Source organism: Duganella zoogloeoides, from assembly GCF_034479515.1.
Classification (GTDB): Bacteria; Pseudomonadota; Gammaproteobacteria; order Burkholderiales; family Burkholderiaceae_D; genus Rugamonas; species Rugamonas zoogloeoides.
Map to the genome: position 1 here is coordinate 4,873,525 of NZ_CP140152.1, position 16,464 is coordinate 4,889,988.

Annotated in this window: 14 protein-coding genes; 8 read left to right on the plus strand and 6 right to left on the minus strand. The window is 63.7% G+C overall.

The features are described 5' to 3' along the window. Window positions 1-49 precede the first annotated feature (49 nt). Window positions 50-889 carry a xanthosine phosphorylase gene (xapA, locus tag SR858_RS21495; protein ID WP_019921495.1) on the minus strand — a complete coding sequence of 280 codons (840 nt, stop codon included), beginning with the start codon at window positions 887-889 and terminating at the stop codon, window positions 50-52. A 265-nt stretch (window positions 890-1,154) separates the two neighbouring features. On the opposite strand from xapA, the gene SR858_RS21500 reads away from it, so the two are divergent. The 3 genes from SR858_RS21500 to SR858_RS21510 are packed head-to-tail and all read left to right on the plus strand — an operon-like array spanning window position 1,155 to window position 4,176. After that, complete coding sequence (locus SR858_RS21500) at window positions 1,155-2,321, plus strand: carbohydrate kinase (RefSeq protein ID WP_019921494.1); 1,167 nt, start codon at window positions 1,155-1,157, stop codon at window positions 2,319-2,321. Between the two features lie 12 nt (window positions 2,322-2,333). After that, window positions 2,334-3,245, plus strand: a complete 912-nt coding sequence (locus tag SR858_RS21505) for a pseudouridine-5'-phosphate glycosidase (protein WP_019921493.1) — start codon at window positions 2,334-2,336, stop codon at window positions 3,243-3,245. A 13-nt stretch (window positions 3,246-3,258) separates the two neighbouring features. After that, complete coding sequence (locus SR858_RS21510; protein WP_019921492.1) at window positions 3,259-4,176, plus strand: LysR family transcriptional regulator; 918 nt, start codon at window positions 3,259-3,261, stop codon at window positions 4,174-4,176. On the opposite strand, the gene pcp is transcribed toward SR858_RS21510, so the two are convergent. The 4 genes from pcp to SR858_RS21530 all read right to left on the minus strand — a co-directional run bounded on the left by pcp (window position 4,166) and on the right by SR858_RS21530 (window position 8,971). Beyond that, a complete protein-coding gene (gene pcp, locus SR858_RS21515; protein WP_019921491.1) occupies window positions 4,166-4,816 on the minus strand; it encodes a pyroglutamyl-peptidase I in 651 nt (216 codons plus the stop codon). The genes SR858_RS21510 and pcp overlap by 11 nt on opposite strands. Window positions 4,817-4,896: 80 nt before the next feature. Then, a complete protein-coding gene (locus SR858_RS21520; RefSeq protein WP_019921490.1) occupies window positions 4,897-5,856 on the minus strand; it encodes a DUF979 domain-containing protein in 960 nt (319 codons plus the stop codon). Beyond that, window positions 5,853-6,551 carry a DUF969 domain-containing protein gene (locus tag SR858_RS21525; RefSeq protein WP_019921489.1) on the minus strand — a complete coding sequence of 233 codons (699 nt, stop codon included), beginning with the start codon at window positions 6,549-6,551 and terminating at the stop codon, window positions 5,853-5,855. Before SR858_RS21525 ends, SR858_RS21520 begins: the two co-directional genes overlap by 4 nt. A gap of 68 nt (window positions 6,552-6,619) precedes the next feature. Next, on the minus strand, window positions 6,620-8,971 hold the full coding sequence (locus SR858_RS21530; RefSeq protein WP_026637226.1) for a TonB-dependent receptor: 2,352 nt from the start codon (window positions 8,969-8,971) through the stop codon (window positions 6,620-6,622). A gap of 507 nt (window positions 8,972-9,478) precedes the next feature. Here SR858_RS21530 and SR858_RS21535 point away from each other — a divergent pair. The 4 genes from SR858_RS21535 to SR858_RS21550 all read left to right on the plus strand — a co-directional run bounded on the left by SR858_RS21535 (window position 9,479) and on the right by SR858_RS21550 (window position 14,156). Then, complete coding sequence (locus tag SR858_RS21535; protein ID WP_026637225.1) at window positions 9,479-10,474, plus strand: BMP family lipoprotein; 996 nt, start codon at window positions 9,479-9,481, stop codon at window positions 10,472-10,474. An 88-nt stretch (window positions 10,475-10,562) separates the two neighbouring features. Beyond that, window positions 10,563-12,092: an ABC transporter ATP-binding protein gene (locus tag SR858_RS21540; RefSeq protein WP_019921486.1), complete on the plus strand. Its 1,530-nt coding sequence runs from the start codon at window positions 10,563-10,565 to the stop codon at window positions 12,090-12,092. Continuing rightward, the gene (locus tag SR858_RS21545) at window positions 12,089-13,168 is read left to right on the plus strand and encodes an ABC transporter permease (RefSeq protein ID WP_019921485.1); all 1,080 of its coding nucleotides are present in this window, start codon (window positions 12,089-12,091) and stop codon (window positions 13,166-13,168) included. Before SR858_RS21540 ends, SR858_RS21545 begins: the two co-directional genes overlap by 4 nt. Before the next feature lie 16 nt (window positions 13,169-13,184). Then, a complete protein-coding gene (locus SR858_RS21550) occupies window positions 13,185-14,156 on the plus strand; it encodes an ABC transporter permease (protein ID WP_019921484.1) in 972 nt (323 codons plus the stop codon). Between the two features lie 29 nt (window positions 14,157-14,185). Here SR858_RS21550 and SR858_RS21555 read toward each other — a convergent pair whose 3' ends face one another. Beyond that, window positions 14,186-14,581, minus strand: coding sequence for a c-type cytochrome (locus SR858_RS21555; RefSeq protein ID WP_019921483.1), 396 nt, complete (start codon window positions 14,579-14,581; stop codon window positions 14,186-14,188). A 211-nt stretch (window positions 14,582-14,792) separates the two neighbouring features. Between SR858_RS21555 and SR858_RS21560 the strand changes: the two genes are divergently transcribed. Next, window positions 14,793-16,454 carry a methyl-accepting chemotaxis protein gene (locus SR858_RS21560; protein WP_019921482.1) on the plus strand — a complete coding sequence of 554 codons (1,662 nt, stop codon included), beginning with the start codon at window positions 14,793-14,795 and terminating at the stop codon, window positions 16,452-16,454. Window positions 16,455-16,464 lie beyond the last annotated feature (10 nt).

The window sequence follows — 16,464 nt, forward strand, 5'->3', positions numbered from 1 at the left end:
CTCCTTCAAAAGCAAAAAAGGGCGGACCAGCCGCCCCTTCGGGTATTACTTACGCTTGCGGGGTTTTGCCCACGTTGGCCAGGAAGGCCAAAATCACTTCGATCAGCGATGTGGCGGCAACGGCTGCGTATTTCAGCGTTTGCTCGTGCGACAGCGGGAACGGCGACAGGCCCTCTGCCAGGTTGGTGATGGCGGACACGCCCACCACTTTCAGGCCGCAATGACGGGCCGACACCACTTCAGGCACCACCGACATGCCGACCACGTCGGCACCCAGCGTCTTGAAGGCGCGGATTTCGGCCGGGGTTTCGAAGTTGGGGCCGGCGTAGGCGATGTACACGCCTTCGTGCAGCGGCACGTTCTTTTCCTTGGCCGACGCGTGCAGCAGCGCGCGCAGGTCGGCATCGTAGGCGTTGGCCATGCTGAAGAAGCGCGGACCGAAACGCTCGTCGTTGGGACCCATCATCGGGGTGCCAGGCAGGTAGTTGATATGGTCGGTGAGGGCCACCAGCGAGCCGGCATCGACTTCGGTGCGCAGCGAACCGGCCGCATTGGTCACGAACAGCATTTCGCAGCCCAGCAGCTTCATGGTGCGCACGGCGCTGGTCATCACGCCCAGGCCATAGCCCTCGTACACGTGGCCGCGGCCCTTCATGCACACCACCTGCACGCCCGCCAGGGTGCCCACCACCAGTTCGCCGGCGTGGCCATGCACGGTGCTGATCGGGAAGCCCGGCAGCTCGTTGAAGCTGATGGTAACCGCGTCGGTCATCTGCTCGGCCAGCACGCCCAGGCCGGAGCCCAGGATCATCGCCACGCGTGGCTTGAAGTCTGCAGGAATGCGGGCACGGACGATTTCGGCGGCCTGGAATGGGGAGTTGCTGGACATGGTTTTCCTCTGTTGTTCTTGGGATGGGCCGATCGGGTCGAGCGGAGATACGGCCATGGGACGAGCATGGAGATTCGACATGATGCCTCATCCCCATTATGTATGGCAAATACCATTTTTCTTAACCATTTATACTTGGTGCATATAAATGGGCCAGTATTATAAATCATCCGAAACTTCGCTGACGCAAGCTACTGATAGCGGTTGACCACTTTCAGACATTTGTTTACCATCACAGACAAATGTTTAAACCAAATCAACCCGTGTGAACGAACTCTCGAAGAAGGAACAGCTGTACCAGCTGATCCACGCCAATCCCTTCATCTCGCAGCAGGACCTGGCGGCGGACCTGGGCCTGTCGCGCTCCGCCGTGGCCGGCCATATCGCCAGCCTGATCCGCGAGCGGCGTCTGCTCGGCCGCGCCTACGTGCTGCCGGCGCCGCGCGAGCAGCGCCCGGTGGTGTGCATCGGCGCGGCCAACGTGGACCGCAAACTGCGCACCATCGCTGCCCTGCAAGCCGGTACCTCGAATCCCGCCACCGCCTCGGAAGCCTATGGCGGCGTGGCGCGCAATATCGCCGAGAACCTGGCGCGCCTGCACACCCCGGTGGCGCTGCTGACCGCCCTCGGCGACGACGGCGCCGGCCGCGCGCTGCAAGACCATGCGCAGGCCACCGGGATCGACACGCGCGGCAGCCTGGCGCTGGCCAATACCGCCAGCGGCACCTACACCGCCATCCTCGACGCCGAGGGCGAACTGCACGTGGCCCTGGCCGACATGGCGCTGTACGACCAGCTGACGCCCGAATTTCTGGCCAGCCGCGCGCCGCAACGCGCCGCCGCCGCGCTCACGGTCGCGGACCTGAACCTGCCACGCGACACGGTGGCCGCGCTGATCGACAGCGCCCGTGCCGACGCCGCTGGCGCACCGCTGGTTCTTGTCGCCGTCTCGCAGCCCAAGATGGCGCGCCTGCCGCACGACCTGCACGGCGTGCGCCTGCTGATCCTCAACCGCGCCGAACTCGAAACCCTGGCCGGCCGCCCGCTCCCCACCGAAGCCGACGTGCGCGCCGCCTGCGCCGAGGTGCAGCAACGCGGCGCGCGCGACGTCATCGTTACCTGCGGCAGCCAGGGCGTGTTCCACACCCGCGCCGGCCAGCTGGTGTGGCTTGCCGCGCACCAGGTAAAAGTGGTCGATGTAACCGGCGCCGGCGATGCCTTCTCCGCCGCCGTCTGCTGGTCGCTGGTGCAGGAACAAGACAGTGCCGACCTGACCCTGGCCTGCCGGCGTGGCCTGGCGCTGGCCGCCGTCACCGTGCAAAGCGCCAGCACCGTGGCGCCGCTGCCCGATGCCGGCCTGCTCGACAACATCTCCGATACCGATGCGGCGCACGACCCCGGCCATGCCGCGCCGCTCTATACCAACGCATAACAAGGAACCATCATGCATCAATACCTGCTGTTTTCTCCCGAAGTTGCCGCCGCCCGCGCTGCCGGCAAGGCCATCGTCGCACTGGAATCGACCATCATCTCGCATGGCATGCCGTATCCGCAAAACGTGCAGATGGCGCGTGAAGTGGAACAGATCATCCGCGACGGCGGCGCCGTGCCGGCCACCATCGCCATCATCGGCGGCAAGATCTGCATCGGCCTCTCCGATGAACAGTTGGAGCTGCTCGGCACCTCGCCCGACGCCATGAAAGTGAGCCGCCGCGACCTGCCGTTCGTGCTGTCGCAGTCGAAGCTGGGCGCCACCACCGTGGCCGCCACCATGATCTGCGCCGAACTGGCCGGCATTTCCGTGTTTGTCACCGGCGGCATCGGCGGCGTGCACCGTGGCGCCGAGACCAGTTTCGACATCTCGGCCGACTTGCAGGAACTGGCGCAGACGTCGGTGGCCGTGGTGTGCGCGGGCGTGAAATCGATCCTCGACATCGGCTTGACGCTCGAATACCTGGAAACCCACGGCGTGCCGGTGGTGAGCGTGGGCCAGCGCGGCTTCCCGGCGTTCTTTACCCGCGAGAGCGGCTTCAATGCCGACTTCCAGCTCGACACCCCGGCCGAGCAAGCAGGCTTCATCCGCACCAAGTGGGCACTGGGCCTGAAGGGCGGCGTGGTGGTCAGCAACCCGGTGCCCGCCAGCGAAGCGATGCCGAAAGAAGAGATCGACGCCATCACGCTGCAGGCGCTGGGCGAAGCGGATGATCAGGGCGTGACCGGCAAGAACGTCACGCCGTTCCTGCTCGCGCGCATCAAGGCGCTGACCGCAGGCCGCAGCCTGGTGACCAATATCGCGCTGGTGAAAAACAATGCGCGCTGCGGCGCCGCGCTGGCGGTGGCGATGCTCGCCGCCTGATACACTAACGCCCATGTCCATCGACCTGAAACAACTGAAATACTTCCTCGCCGTCGCAGAAGAAAAGAGTTTCAGCCGGGCGGCCGAGCGGCTGCACATATCGCAGCCGCCGCTCAGCCAGCAGATCATGAAGCTCGAGAGCGAACTCGGTGTGAAGCTGTTCGCCCGCACCACGCGCACGTTCGAGCTCACCGTGGCCGGCAAGGCGCTCATGAGCGAGGCCTCCGACCTGCTGGGCCGCATGCGCATGACCATCGACACCATCCGCCAGATCGATCGCGGCGAAGTCGGCCGGCTGCGCGTGGGCATCGTCGGTTCGGCCATGTGGGGGCCGATCCCCAGCCTGCTCGAGGAATTCCAGACCAAGTTCCCGCGCGTGACCTGGACCATCCATGAGCTGGGCCCCACCCTGCAATACGAGGCGCTGCGCGCCAAGCAGGTGGACGTGGGATTCTGGCGCGAGCCGCGCATCGACGAAGATCTGCTGCGCCAGGATCACCTGCGCCAGGAGCTGTGCTTCAGGGAGGATGTGTGTGTGGCGATCAACGAGCACCACCCGCTGGCCAAGGCCGACGCCATCGAGTTGATCGACATCGCCAACGAACCGATGCTCACGCTGGCGCTCGACAAGTCGTCGTTCCCGCGCTATTTGATCCAGTGCTGCGTGGATGCCGGCTTCCAGCCGACCATTTTCCAGGAAGCGACCGAGCCGCAAACCCTGCTGGCGATGGTAGGCGCGGGCCTGGGCGTGACGCTGCTGCCCGAAACTACCAGCCGCATCGGCTGGCCCGGCGTGGTGTTCGTACCGATCCGCACCAACCCGCCATCGGCCAATCTTTACATTACCTACACCGCGCTGGACGACGCGCCGGTAGTGCGCGCCTTCCTCAACATTCTCAATCCACCGGCCCGCACCGACATCAGTGAGTGACGCCACCCGACTCGCGCACATCGACGGTGTGGGCGAGCGTGGTGCGGATCGCGATGCGCAAGCCTTCCACCATGTCGTCGAGCCGCATGCTGGCAGTGCCCGGATGGGCGGCGGCCTGCTGCGGCAGGTACGGAATATGGATAAAGCCGGCGCGCATGGTGGTGCCCCAGTCGCGCGCCTGGTGCATCAGGCCATAGAACACGTGGTTGCACACGAAGGTGCCGGCGGTTTGCGACACCGACGCCGGCAGCCCCGCCTCGCGCAGCGCGTGGACGATGGCCTTGATCGGCAAGGTGGAAAAGTAGGCGGCCGGCGCGCCATACACTACCGGTTGATCGATGATCTGGCGCTGCACGTTGTCGGCAATCGGGGCATCGTCGATATTGATGGCGACGCGTTCGATCGACAGATCGACGCGGCCACCCGCCTGCCCCACCGCGATCACCATGCATGGCTGCAGCTCTTCCACCGCGTGGTGCAGCACCTTGTTGGCCTGGCCGAATACGCACGGCAGCTGACGCGCGTGGACGATGAAGTCGCCCTCGCTCCAGCCCTGCAAGGCACGCACGGCTTCCCACGATGGGTTGATGGTCTCCTGGTTGAACGGCTCGAAGCCCGTCAACAGGATGATTTTTCGCATTGGCATATTGGTTACCTCCTACCTCCTACCAGGACGCTACTCTACTCCAATTGTCGTTGCCCGGCATGACCGTTACAAATTCATCCGAGGTTCATCAGAAAGTACAGCAGCGCGATATTGGCCAGTAATACCGGCACTGCGGTGGCCACCTGCGCCTTGATCACGGCGTTCTTGTCCGGCAGTTCGAGCAGTGCGGCCGGCACGATATTGAAGTTGGCCGCCATCGGCGTCATGAGCGTGCCGCAGTAGGCGCTGAACATGCCGATCGCCGCCATCACCGCCGGATTGGCGTCGAACACACCGACCAGCACCGGCACCCCGACGCCGCCAGCGATCACCGGGAAGGCCGCAAAGCCGTTCCCAATGATGATGGTAAACAGCGCCATGCCGAGGCAGTACACGGCCACCGCCACCAGCTTCATGTCCATGTCGATGTACGATGTGACAACGTGCGCCACCGCCTTGCCCATGCCCGCCTCGGAAAACAGCAGGCCCAGTACCGCCAGCATGTGCGGCAGCACCACCGCCCAGCCCAGGTGATCGACCAGCCGCCGCGATTCGCGCAGCGCCTGCACCGGCGTGGCGCGGGTGAGCGCACAGGCGATGGCGACGGCAATCAGCGAACCGCAGCCCAGGCTCGCCAGGGTCAGATTTTTCTGGTCGAGCAGGAACCGGCCGTCGAATTGCACATCCTTTAATAGCGTGGAACCGATCATGGTCACAAACGGGATGGCCAGCGCGGGCAGCAGCAGCTTGTGACCGAGCCGCGCAGCGCTGCTTTGCCGTTCCTGCGGCGTGCGTTCGCCGTGGCGGCCCAGCGCCACGCCACCGAAGCCGGCGATCAGCGCCATCACCACCATCAGCGCACCGGCAGCCATGGGTGGCAGTTCTTCGCCGGCCAGGTACACCAGCGCGTACAGGCCCCAGAACAGCGCGCTCGAATACCGTTTCGGATTGTGGCGGTCGCGCAGCGTCATCACGGCAATCGCCAGCAGCATCGCACCCAGCACATAATAAAAATAGTCGAGGCGGATGATCATGGCGCCATCCGTTTCATGGTGCGCGCAATCTGGGCGTCGAACCGGTGCAGCCGCCATGCGTGAATGATGAAGGCGGTAACCGCCGTCGGAATGCCCCACAGCGCGATGTGCAGCGGATCGACGTTCAGTCCCTCGCCGAGCAGGAAAGTCTGCATCAGCACGATGGCGCCGAAGGCGACAAACACGTCCTCGCCGAAGAACAGGCCGACGTTGTCGGTGGCGGCGGACATGGCGCGGATACGGTGGCGCAGGATATCGGGCAGCTGCGGGTAGCGTACCTCGGCCGCGCCTTCGGCCATCGGCGCGATCAGCGGGCGCACCATGTTGGGGTGGCCGCCGATGCTGGTCAGTCCGAAGGCGGCGCTCACTTCGCGGATGGCGAGATAGACGATCAGCAGGCGGCCGGTGGTGGCCGACTTGATGCGGGCGATCGACGCCTGCGCATGCTCCTTCAAGCCGTAGCGCTCGAGCAGGCCGATGGCGGCCAGCGGCAGCAGCAGGATCAATGGCAGGTTGCGGGTTTTGATAAACGCCGCGCCCAGCGTGGCCAGCAGGGTGGGCACGTCCATGGCGGCGGCAAAGCCGGTCACGAAACAGGCGGCGACCACCACCAGCACGGGATGGGCGCGCAAGGCAAAGCCCACGATGATCACGGCCACGCCCAGCAGCGGCCACAGATTGACGGTATGGTTCAACAAAATGCCTCCCAAAGTAAAAAGCCCCGCGCACTTTGCAGTGCGCGGGGCTTTGAATTTACAGCAAATTAGAAATTGACCTTGAAGGTACCGCCCCAGGTGCGCGGTTCGTTCATGATGCCGGTCAGGTTGTCGAAGTCGATCGCACCGAGGATCACCTGGCGGTCGGTGATGTTGCGGCCGAACGCTGCCACTTCGTATTTGCCGTTGCCCCACTTGTAGGCCGCGCGCACGCCGCCTTCGGTCAGCTTCTTGGCCGTGTACTCAGGTGCTTCGTACAGGAAGAAGTTGTAGCTGGTGCGGTAGGCCCAGTCGGTCATGGCGTAGAACTCGCCGTTGCCGATCTCGGTGCTGTACTTGAGCGTGAAGTTCAGCTGGTTCTTCGGCGCGCGCGGCAGCGGGTTGCCGTTGATGCTCGAGTAGCCGGGACGCGGGCTGGCGTTGGTCGGCGTACAGCCGCTCGAACCGTTCGAGCCTGGCGCGCTGTTGGCGTTGTTGCCGCAATGCTGAACGAACAGGTTCCTGTCCTTGATCTCGGTGTCGTTGTAGCTGTAGCCAGCGGTCATGCTGAATTCGTCGCTGAGGTTGGCCTGGAAGTCCAGCTCGATGCCCTGCCCGGTTACCTTGTCGGCGTTGATCAACTGGTTCATATTGATCGTGCCATTGCCGGCGGTGAGCTGCTTGTTCTTCATGCGGTAGTTGAACACCGAAGCGCTCAGGCGCGCGCGGCGGTCGAACAGGTCCTGCTTGACGCCCAATTCGTACGACACGGCTTTTTCGGCGCCGGCAAACGATGGACGGCTGGTCAGGTCGTCGAGTCGGCCCTGCATCGACGGTGCGCGGTAGCCGGTGGCCACGCGGCCGAACAGGTTGGTGGTCTTGCTCAGTTCATAGGTACCGCTCAAATCCCAGCTCACGTTGTGCGAGGTGTCGTCCAGGTTGAAGTCGGTGCGGCCGTCGGTCTGCACGCGCGAGGCACGGAAGTCCTTCTTGTCGTTGGTGTAGCGCACACCGCCGCGTACCTTGAACTGGTCCGATACCGTGTAGTTGAGCGAGCCGAAGGCCGCGTACGACTTGGTGTCCTGGAATTGCACCGCGTAGTTGGCGTTCTGCGGATTGCCGGGCGCGAAGCTGTTGAAGCTGATGCTGTCGATCTGGATGCTCTCGTCGAAGTAGAACAGGCCGGCGATCCACTGCAGCGGGCCGCGGTAGTTCGACTCGGCGCGGAACTCCTGCGAGAACTGGCGGTGGTTCGGCAGCACGTCGGCGGTCTCCACCGGGAACGGGATGTAGCCGGGGCCCGACGGCGGCGCGAAGGCAGCGCCATAGCCGCCATCGACGTCGGCGCGGCTGTAGAACTCAAGCTTTTCGTAGCCGGTGATCGAGTGCAGCGTGATGTCGCCGGTGGTGTACTTCAGGCGCATGCTGCCGCCCTTGGTTTCCAGGTCCTGCTGGTTGATGCCGTCGCTGGCGTATGAACCGTAGTCGAAGCCGTCCACCAGGTCGTTGGTGCCCTTCTTGATGATATTGGCGCGGAACAGTGCGGCATTGCCGTGGTAGTTACGGGCGTGGACGTTGAACAGGGCCGAGAAGTCCTTGTTCGGCTGCACCAGCGCCTGCAGGCGGAATGCCTGGTCGCCATAGCCTTCGAAGTCCTGGGTGCCCTTGCCGGCGGTGGGGTTGGTGTTGTGCACGCGGTTGTCGCGGTGCTGGCTGGTGCCCGAGAAGCGCAGCGCCACGGTGTCGCTGACCGGCATGTTGAACACGCCTTCGGCCGTCTTGGCCGAGAAGCTGCCGATGCCCAGCTGCAGATAGCCTTCGGTCTTGAAGACCGGCTTGGCCGAGTCGAACTTGATCACGCCGGCCGGGGAGTTACGGCCGAACAGCGTGCCCTGCGGGCCGCGCAGCACTTCCACCTGGTCCACGTCGAACACCGGGAAACCCTTGAGCATGGCGTTTTCCATCACGATGTCGTCCATCACCAGGCCGACCGGCTGCGACGCGTTCAGGTCGAAGTCGGTGTTGCCGAGACCACGGATGTAAAAGCGCGGGAAGGTGCGGCCGTAGTCCGACTCGATGCTGACCGACGGCGTGCGGCCGGACAGGAAGCGGATGTCGGCGGCGCCGGAGGTGAGCACATCGAGCTTGTCGCCCTTGACGGTGGCGATCGACATTGGCACATCGCGGATGTTCTCGGCGCGGCGCTGGGCGGTGACGATCACGGTTTCGAGCTGGTTGCGGGCGGCCGGGGCAGCGGTACCGGCGGCACTGGCGTCCTGTTCCGCCCCCTGTTCTGCCACGGCTGCTGCGACGGCCGCCGCTTCGGCGGCCAGGGCCGACGACAGCGGGAAGGCGCTGGCCACGGCCAGGGCGATCAGCGATGGTACGGCGGACCGCAAGACGAAACGATGTGTGCTCATGGATACTGCTCCCGGATATTGTTTATATGGTTATGTGGAAAACGCTGGATGCGATGCTAGCACGGGCAAAAAGCCCCGCAAACCGGGATTTTCCCCAGCTTGATTAATAGCTAATCGATATAAATAGCCAAGCAAAAACGAATTTGTCGTACATATCAAGACTGATGCATAGTTGTAGGCTGCTTAAAAAATAGTCGCGAGCGGCATGTTTGCTGCGTTGCAGAGTGAAAACGCGGCGGCGGCGGAGAAATTGAAGAAGGCAAGCAGCGCAAGGCGCCGTGTGAAATCGGGCCGGTGTGCATGAAAACGCAACAGTGAAAAAATATTTTATTTGGTTTGCAACGTTGCTGCGGTGCGACACGTGCGAATGCTAGTGATGGTTTCACGCAGCGGCCCCTGAAATGGTCCGATTGATTAAAAATCAGGCAGTCGATGCGAGAAAACGCGGCCAAAGTACATGTTTCGTCCAATAAAAATATACAATATCGTTCTTCCAGGAGCCTATTCATGAAACTTAAACAACTTAGTTTGACGGTTGCAGCCGTGTTGGTCGCTGCCAGCGCGTCCGCAGCGGCCCCAAAACTGGCCGTCGTGTATGACGCCGGCGGCAAGTTCGACAAATCGTTTAACCAGTCCGCATTCGAAGGCGCCTCGCGCTTCAAGCAGGAAACCGGTATCAACTTTATCGAGGTGCAAGCCTCCAGCGACACCCAGGCCGAACAGGTGCTGCGTGGCCTGGCCCGCAAGAACCTGGACCTGATCGCTTCGATCGGCTTCGCCCAGCAGGCCGCCGTGCAGAAGGTCGCCAAGGAATTCCCGAAAGTGCGTTTCGTGCTGATCGACGGTGTGGCGCAAGGCGCCAACGTCAACTCGATCACGTTTAAGGAAGAAGAAGGTTCGTACCTGGTCGGCGTGGCCGGCGCCATGGCGTCGAAATCGAAAAAGCTCGGCTTCATCGGCGGCATCGACATTCCGCTGATCCGCACCTTCGCCTGCGGCTACACGCAGGGCGCCAAGGCCGTCAATCCGAAGATCGACGTGTTCTCCAACATGGTGGGCACCACTGCCGCCGCCTGGAACGATCCGGCCAAGGGCGGCGAACTGGCGCGCTCGCAGTTCGACCGTGGCGTGGACGTGGTATTCGCCGTGGCCGGCGGTTCGGGCATGGGCACGCTGCAAACGGCCAAGGAAAAAGGCAAGCTGGCGATCGGCGTCGATTCGAACCAGAATGCGCTGTATCCGGGCTCGATCCTGACGTCGATGGTCAAGCGCGTGGACAACGCCGTGTACGACTCGTTTACGCAGGTGAAGAACGGCACCTGGAAGGCCGGCGTCACCGCCAAGGGCCTCAAGGAAGGCGGCGTCGATTGGGCGCTCGATGCGAGCAACCGCAAGCTGATCACCCCGGAGATCGAAAAGCGCGTACTGGGCGCCCGCAAGGACATCATCGACGGCAAGGTCAAGGTGATCGACATCCGTTCGGGCGCGGCCTGCCCGGTCTGATCCCTGTTTGACTTCAGAGCGCGCCGCCGGGGAGCATCCCCGGCGGCGCGTTTGGTTTTTTTCTTATTACTCCGCACCGACTACGACTATGCAGCCAGCAGTAGAATTTCGCGGCATCTCCAAGCACTTTGGGGCTGTCAAGGCGAACACGGACGTCAGCTTCGCCATCGCCAAGGGTTCGATCCATGGCCTGGTGGGCGAGAACGGCGCCGGCAAATCGACCCTGATGAGCATCCTGTACGGATACTACCGCGCCGATGGCGGGGAGATCCTGCTCGATGGCCAGACGCGCCACATCCGCACCAGCCAGGAGGCGATCGCGATGGGCATCGGCATGGTTCACCAGCACTTCATGCTGGTCGAGAACATGACCGTGCTCGATAACGTCATGCTGGGCAGCGAAGGCGGCTTCCAGCTCAAGCCCAAGCGCGCGGCGGTGGAAGCGAAGCTGCGCGAGATCTGCGCTCGCTACCGCCTCGACGTCGATCCGCTGGCCGTGATCCACGACCTGTCCGTCGGCGCGCAGCAGCGCGTGGAGATCCTCAAGCAGATCTACCGCAGCGCCAACATCCTGATCCTCGATGAGCCGACCGCCGTGCTCACGGCGCAGGAAACCGCGTCGCTGTTCGAAATCCTGCGCCTGTTCAAGGAACAGGGCAAGACCATCATCCTGATCACCCACAAGCTGCAGGAAATCCTCGACATCACCGACACCGTCACCGTGATGCGCGGCGGGCGCGTGATCGGCGCCGTGCCCACCGCCGGCACCACCAAGGAAGACCTGGCCAACATGATGGTAGGCCGCCAGATCATCAACAACCTGCCCCGCGCGCCCTACAATCCGGGCGCGCCGGTGCTGCACGTGCAGAACCTGCAATTGCAGGACGGCCAGGGCGTCAAGCTGCTGGCCGATATCGGCTTTACGCTGCGCGCGGGCGAGATCGTCGCCATTGCCGGCGTGTCCGGCAACGGCCAGAGCGAACTGATGGAGATTTTGTCGGGCATGCGCCTGCCGTCGTCGGGCCAGGTGGACTTCGAGGGCAAGGCCCTGCCGTTTGCCGGCCGCTCCGACGCCGACGGTCTGCCGCGCACCATCCGCGACCTGGGCATCGCCCACATTCCGGAAGACCGCCTGCGCGACGGCGTCGTCAAAAACTTCTCGGTCATGCACAACACCATCCTCGGCTACCAGGACAAGCTCAAGGGCCGCTGGGGCCTGTTCGACTTCAAGGCCATCGCGGCCCGCTGCGCGGCGCTGATGAAGGACTTCGATGTGCGCCCCAACAACCACGACCTGCGTATCGGCCTGCTCTCGGGCGGCAACCAGCAAAAGGTGGTGATCGCGCGCGAAGTGCTGGCGCAACCGACCTTGATGCTGGTGGGCCAGCCCACCCGTGGCGTCGATATCGGCACCATCGAGAGCATCCACCGCCAGCTGCTCGCCCTGCGCGATTCAGGCGTGGCGATCCTGCTGGTGTCGGTCGAACTGGAAGAAGTGCGGGCGCTGGCCGACCGCATTCTCGTCATGTGCGGCGGCCGCATTACCGGCGAACTGAAAATTGAAGAATTCGATACCACCCGCATTGGCTTGCTGATGGGCGGGATGCACAAATCATGAACAACCAAGACCTGCCACGCTGGGCGACAGCCTTTGTCATGCCCCTTTTGAACCTGCTGTCGGCCCTGCTGGTGACCGCGCTGGTGATCCACATGCTGGGCGAAAGCCCCACCGAGTCGCTGGCCATCCTGGTCAACAGCGCCGTCGTCAATCCGGAAGGCCTGAGCTACACGCTGTTCTATGCGTCCACGTTCATCTTCACCGGTCTCGCCGTGTCGATCGCCATGCAGGCGGGCCTGTTCAACATCGGCGCCGAAGGCCAGATGTACCTGGGCGGCCTGGGTCTCACGCTGGCCATGCTGGCCTTCGACAGCTCGCTGCCGGCGTGGGCGCTGATCCCGGTGGGCGTGCTCGGGGCCGCGCTGTTCGGCGGCCTGTGGGCGTTCCTGCCCGGCTACCTGCAAGCGAAACGCGGCAGCCACGTGGTGGTGACCACCATCATGTTCAACTTCATCGCCGCGTCCCTGATGAACTTCCTGATCGTCAAGTACATGATCCCGGACGGCGAACAGAACCCGGCCAGCCGCCTGTTTACCGAGGCGGCCGAGTTGCCGCGCCTGAACCAGTGGTTCCCGATCCTGGGCGAGACACCGCTCAACATCAGCTTCTTCCTGGCCATCCTCGCGCTGGCCGTGTACGGCGTGATGACCACCCGGTCATCGTGGGGCTTCAAGGTGCGCGCCACGGGCCTGAACAAGCACGCGGCCCACTACGCCGGCATCCGCATCAGCAAGATGATCATCGTGGTCATGCTGATCTCGGGTGCGCTGGCCGGCCTGGGCGCGGTCAACTCGGTCATGGGTTCCACCCACTACCTGTCGCTCAACTTCGTCGGCGGCGCCGGTTTCATCGGCATCGCCATTGCGCTGATGGGCCGCCAGCACCCGGTGGGCATCTTCCTGTCGGCGGTGCTGTTCGGCGCACTGACCCAGGGCGGCTTCGATTTGTCGCTGGAAAAGCAGAACATCCCGCCCGAAACCGTGATCCTGATCCAGGGTCTGATCATCCTGTTCTGCGGCGCCATGGAAAACCTGTACGCGCCGGTCATCGCCAAGATGCTGAACCTGAAGAAGTGACTAGTGAGCTAACGATATGACTTTTGACGACCTCCATCTTGGCAGCATCCTGGTATCGACCGTGCGCAATGCGCCGGTGCTGATTTTCGCCGGCATGGCCGGCCTGTTCGCCGAACGCTCGGGTGTGATCGACATCGGCCTGGAAGGCAAGATCCTCGCCAGCGCCTTCGTCTCGGCCGCGGTGGCGTACATCACGCAAAACCCGTGGAACGGCATCGCCGCCGGCATGCTGGTGTCCATCCTGCTGGCCACCCTGCAAGCCTACGTGGCCATCACCCAGAAGGGCAACCAGCTGGTCGCCGGCATCGCGATCAACATCGCCATGAGCGGTTTGACGTTTGTCGTCGCCCAGTACATCTTTCAGCAGGGCGGCCGCACGCCGGACATCGGCTCTGCGCGCCTGTTCGACGTAGTGCTGCCGGGGACCGCCGCGATTCGCGACGTGCCGTTCATCGGCTGGGTGTACGCGCACCTGATCGGCGGCCACTCGGTGCTGGTGTACCTGGCGTTCGCGCTGGTGCCGCTGGTGCACTGGCTGCTGTACCACACCCGCTTCGGCCTGCGCCTGCGCGCCTGCGGCGAGAACCCGCACGCGGCCGATGCCGCCGGCGTCAACGTCGCCCGCCAGCGCTACATCACGATGATCGTGGCGGGCGTATTGTGCTCGTTCTCGGGCGCCTACCTGTCGATCGTGCAAAGCGGCTTCTTCCTGCGCGACATGTCGGCCGGCGCCGGCTACCTGGCCTTGACAGCCATGGTGTTCGGTAACTGGCGGCCGTTGTACACGTTCCTCGGCTGCCTGATGTTCGGCTTTTTCGCTGCCGTGCAAATCCAGATCGAAGGCGTGGACCTGCCGGTGGTCGGCCGCCTGCCAGGCTCGCTGATCCAGATGGTGCCGTACGTGGTGACGGTGATCGTGCTGGCGGGATTGATGGCCAAGTCGGTGGCGCCCAAAGCTTTGGGTACGCCGTTCGTCAAGTCGCGCTAACTGCGCACTGCACCTCGCGGCTTGCCCATTCAGCGCAAGCCGCGCATATAGGCCAGCAAATCGGCCACCTGCTGCTCGTCGCTGATGCCCCAGAAGCGCATGCTGGTGCCTGGCACCACGTCGTGCGGGGCGCGCAGGAAGGCGGCCAGGTTGGCTTCGGTCCAGACCAGGCCCGAGCGCTTCATCGCTTCCGAGTACCTGTAACCGGCCGACGTGCCGGCCTTGCGGCCGACGATGGCGTTCAACTGCGGACCGTAGGCCGGTTGCGCGTACTTGCCCACCTGGTGGCACGACGCGCATTTGAGGAACGCGGCTTCACCGGCCTTCGGGTTGCCGATTTTGGCGGCAGCCGGGGCGGCGTGGACCACGGGTGCGACCAGCGCTACAGTGGCGGCGCACAACAACAGGAACTGGCGGTTTTTCATCTGAGACAAGGCTAAGCTGGCGTGACGCCGATAGCGGCGAAGTTTACAGCAAACCACGTTCAATCTATCTTTTTGGAAAGGATAGATTTCCACATGGAAACCCTTGTACAATCCTGTCCATCTATCTGCATGTCCCAGCCCCGCCTTGCAGCATCCCAGTATTACTCCGGCCCCAAGCTCCGCCGCTGTCCACCTTCACCGGAGCAGCACCATGAAACTTACCAATATCAAGATCGGCCCACGCCTGATCATCGCTTTCAGCTTCGTCCTCACCATGCTGCTGGTGGTCGCAGTCCTCAGCGTCACCCGCATGTCCGCCATCCAGCAGGCGATGGTCGAAATCACCAAGGGCAATAATATGGAAGCGAGCATGGCGTCGGCCATGCGCCTGGCCGTGGACGATCGCATGATCGCGCTGCGTAACATCGTGCTGTTGCAGGATGCGGCCGACATGCAGGCGCAGGTCGAGCGTATCCGCCACCAGGCCGCCGACTACGCCAGCGCCGAGCAGAAACTGCGCCAGACCTTCGAGGTGTACGGCATCCTGCCCGAAGAAACGGCGCTGCTCGAAGACATCAAGACCCAGGCTGCGGCAGCCCTGCCGCTGATGGAAAAGATCCAGGCGCTGGGCCTGTCGAACAACAACGCCGAAGCCACACGAGTCCTGATGCACGAGCTGCGCACCGCGCAAAAAAAATGGCAGGACAGCTTGGCCGCACTGGTCGCCAGCGAAAATCGCCAGAACGAGGAAGCCACCGCGCAGGCCGACGCTACCTATGAACTGGCGCGCAACCTCACCATCGGCATCAGCACCCTGGCCATCCTCGCCGGCCTGATCACCGCCTGGCTGATCACGCGCAGCATCACCACGCCGATCAACCGCGCCGTGGTGATCGCCCAGACCGTGGCCGCCGGCAACCTGACCAGCGACATCGTGGTGCAGGGTCGCGACGAGACCGCGATGCTGCTGGGCGCTCTGAAGGAAATGAACGCCAGCCTGCAGCAGATCGTCGGCCAGGTCCGCGCCGGTACCGACACCATGACCACCGCTGCCGGGGAAATCGCCAGCGGCAACCTGGACCTGTCGTCACGCACCGAGCAGCAGGCCGGCTCGCTGGAAGAAACCGCATCGTCGATGGAAGAGCTGACGTCCACCGTCAAGCAAAACGACGACAACGCCCGGCAGGCCAACAGCCTAGCTACCAGCGCCTCTGAGCTGGCCGGCAAAGGCGGCGTGGTGATTGCCAGCGTGGTGCAGACAATGGAAGCGATCAATGATTCGTCGAAGAAGATCGTCGAGATCATCAGCGTGATCGACGGCATCGCGTTCCAGACCAATATCCTTGCGCTCAATGCGGCGGTGGAAGCGGCGCGCGCCGGCGAGCAGGGTCGCGGCTTCGCGGTCGTGGCAACCGAGGTGCGCAACCTGGCCCACCGCAGCGCGGCGGCGGCTAAGGAAATCAAGACCCTGATCGGCGACTCGGTGGCCAAGGTCGATGCCGGCGCGGCGCTGGTGGACGAAGCCGGCACCACCATGAGCGACGTGGTGGACAGCGTGCGCCGGGTACGCGACATGATTGCCGAAATCGCCGCTGCCAGCCGCGAACAAAGCATGGGCATAGAGCAGGTCAACCACGCCATCATCGAAATGGACGGCGTGACCCAGCAGAACGCCGCGCTGGTCGAGCAGTCGGCGGCCGCCGCCGCGTCGATGCAGCAGCAGGCGGAGGAACTGGCCGACCTGGTGGGCAAGTTCGTGCTGCCCTCCTCTCCTGTCCCGGCGCAACTGGCGGCGCACCGCGCACCGCCAGTCGTCAGCGGGCGAGGCCGGGCTGGCGCAGCCAATCCAGGGCTGCGTATCGCGGCAGTGTGACCATCCCGGC

Bases quoted from the DNA above. Each gene is read 5' to 3' on its own strand.
- xapA (WP_019921495.1), bottom strand. From the start codon at position 889: ATGTCCAGCAACTCCCCATTCCAGGCCGCCGAAATCGTCCGTGCCCGC.
- SR858_RS21505 (WP_019921493.1), top strand. From the start codon at position 2,334: ATGCATCAATACCTGCTGTTTTCTCCCGAAGTTGCCGCCGCCCGCGCT.
- SR858_RS21510 (WP_019921492.1), top strand. From the start codon at position 3,259: ATGTCCATCGACCTGAAACAACTGAAATACTTCCTCGCCGTCGCAGAA.
- pcp (WP_019921491.1), bottom strand. From the start codon at position 4,816: ATGCGAAAAATCATCCTGTTGACGGGCTTCGAGCCGTTCAACCAGGAG.
- SR858_RS21520 (WP_019921490.1), bottom strand. From the start codon at position 5,856: ATGATCATCCGCCTCGACTATTTTTATTATGTGCTGGGTGCGATGCTG.
- SR858_RS21530 (WP_026637226.1), bottom strand. From the start codon at position 8,971: ATGAGCACACATCGTTTCGTCTTGCGGTCCGCCGTACCATCGCTGATC.
- SR858_RS21535 (WP_026637225.1), top strand. From the start codon at position 9,479: ATGAAACTTAAACAACTTAGTTTGACGGTTGCAGCCGTGTTGGTCGCT.
- SR858_RS21540 (WP_019921486.1), top strand. From the start codon at position 10,563: ATGCAGCCAGCAGTAGAATTTCGCGGCATCTCCAAGCACTTTGGGGCT.
- SR858_RS21545 (WP_019921485.1), top strand. From the start codon at position 12,089: ATGAACAACCAAGACCTGCCACGCTGGGCGACAGCCTTTGTCATGCCC.
- SR858_RS21550 (WP_019921484.1), top strand. From the start codon at position 13,185: ATGACTTTTGACGACCTCCATCTTGGCAGCATCCTGGTATCGACCGTG.
- SR858_RS21555 (WP_019921483.1), bottom strand. From the start codon at position 14,581: ATGAAAAACCGCCAGTTCCTGTTGTTGTGCGCCGCCACTGTAGCGCTG.
- SR858_RS21560 (WP_019921482.1), top strand. From the start codon at position 14,793: ATGAAACTTACCAATATCAAGATCGGCCCACGCCTGATCATCGCTTTC.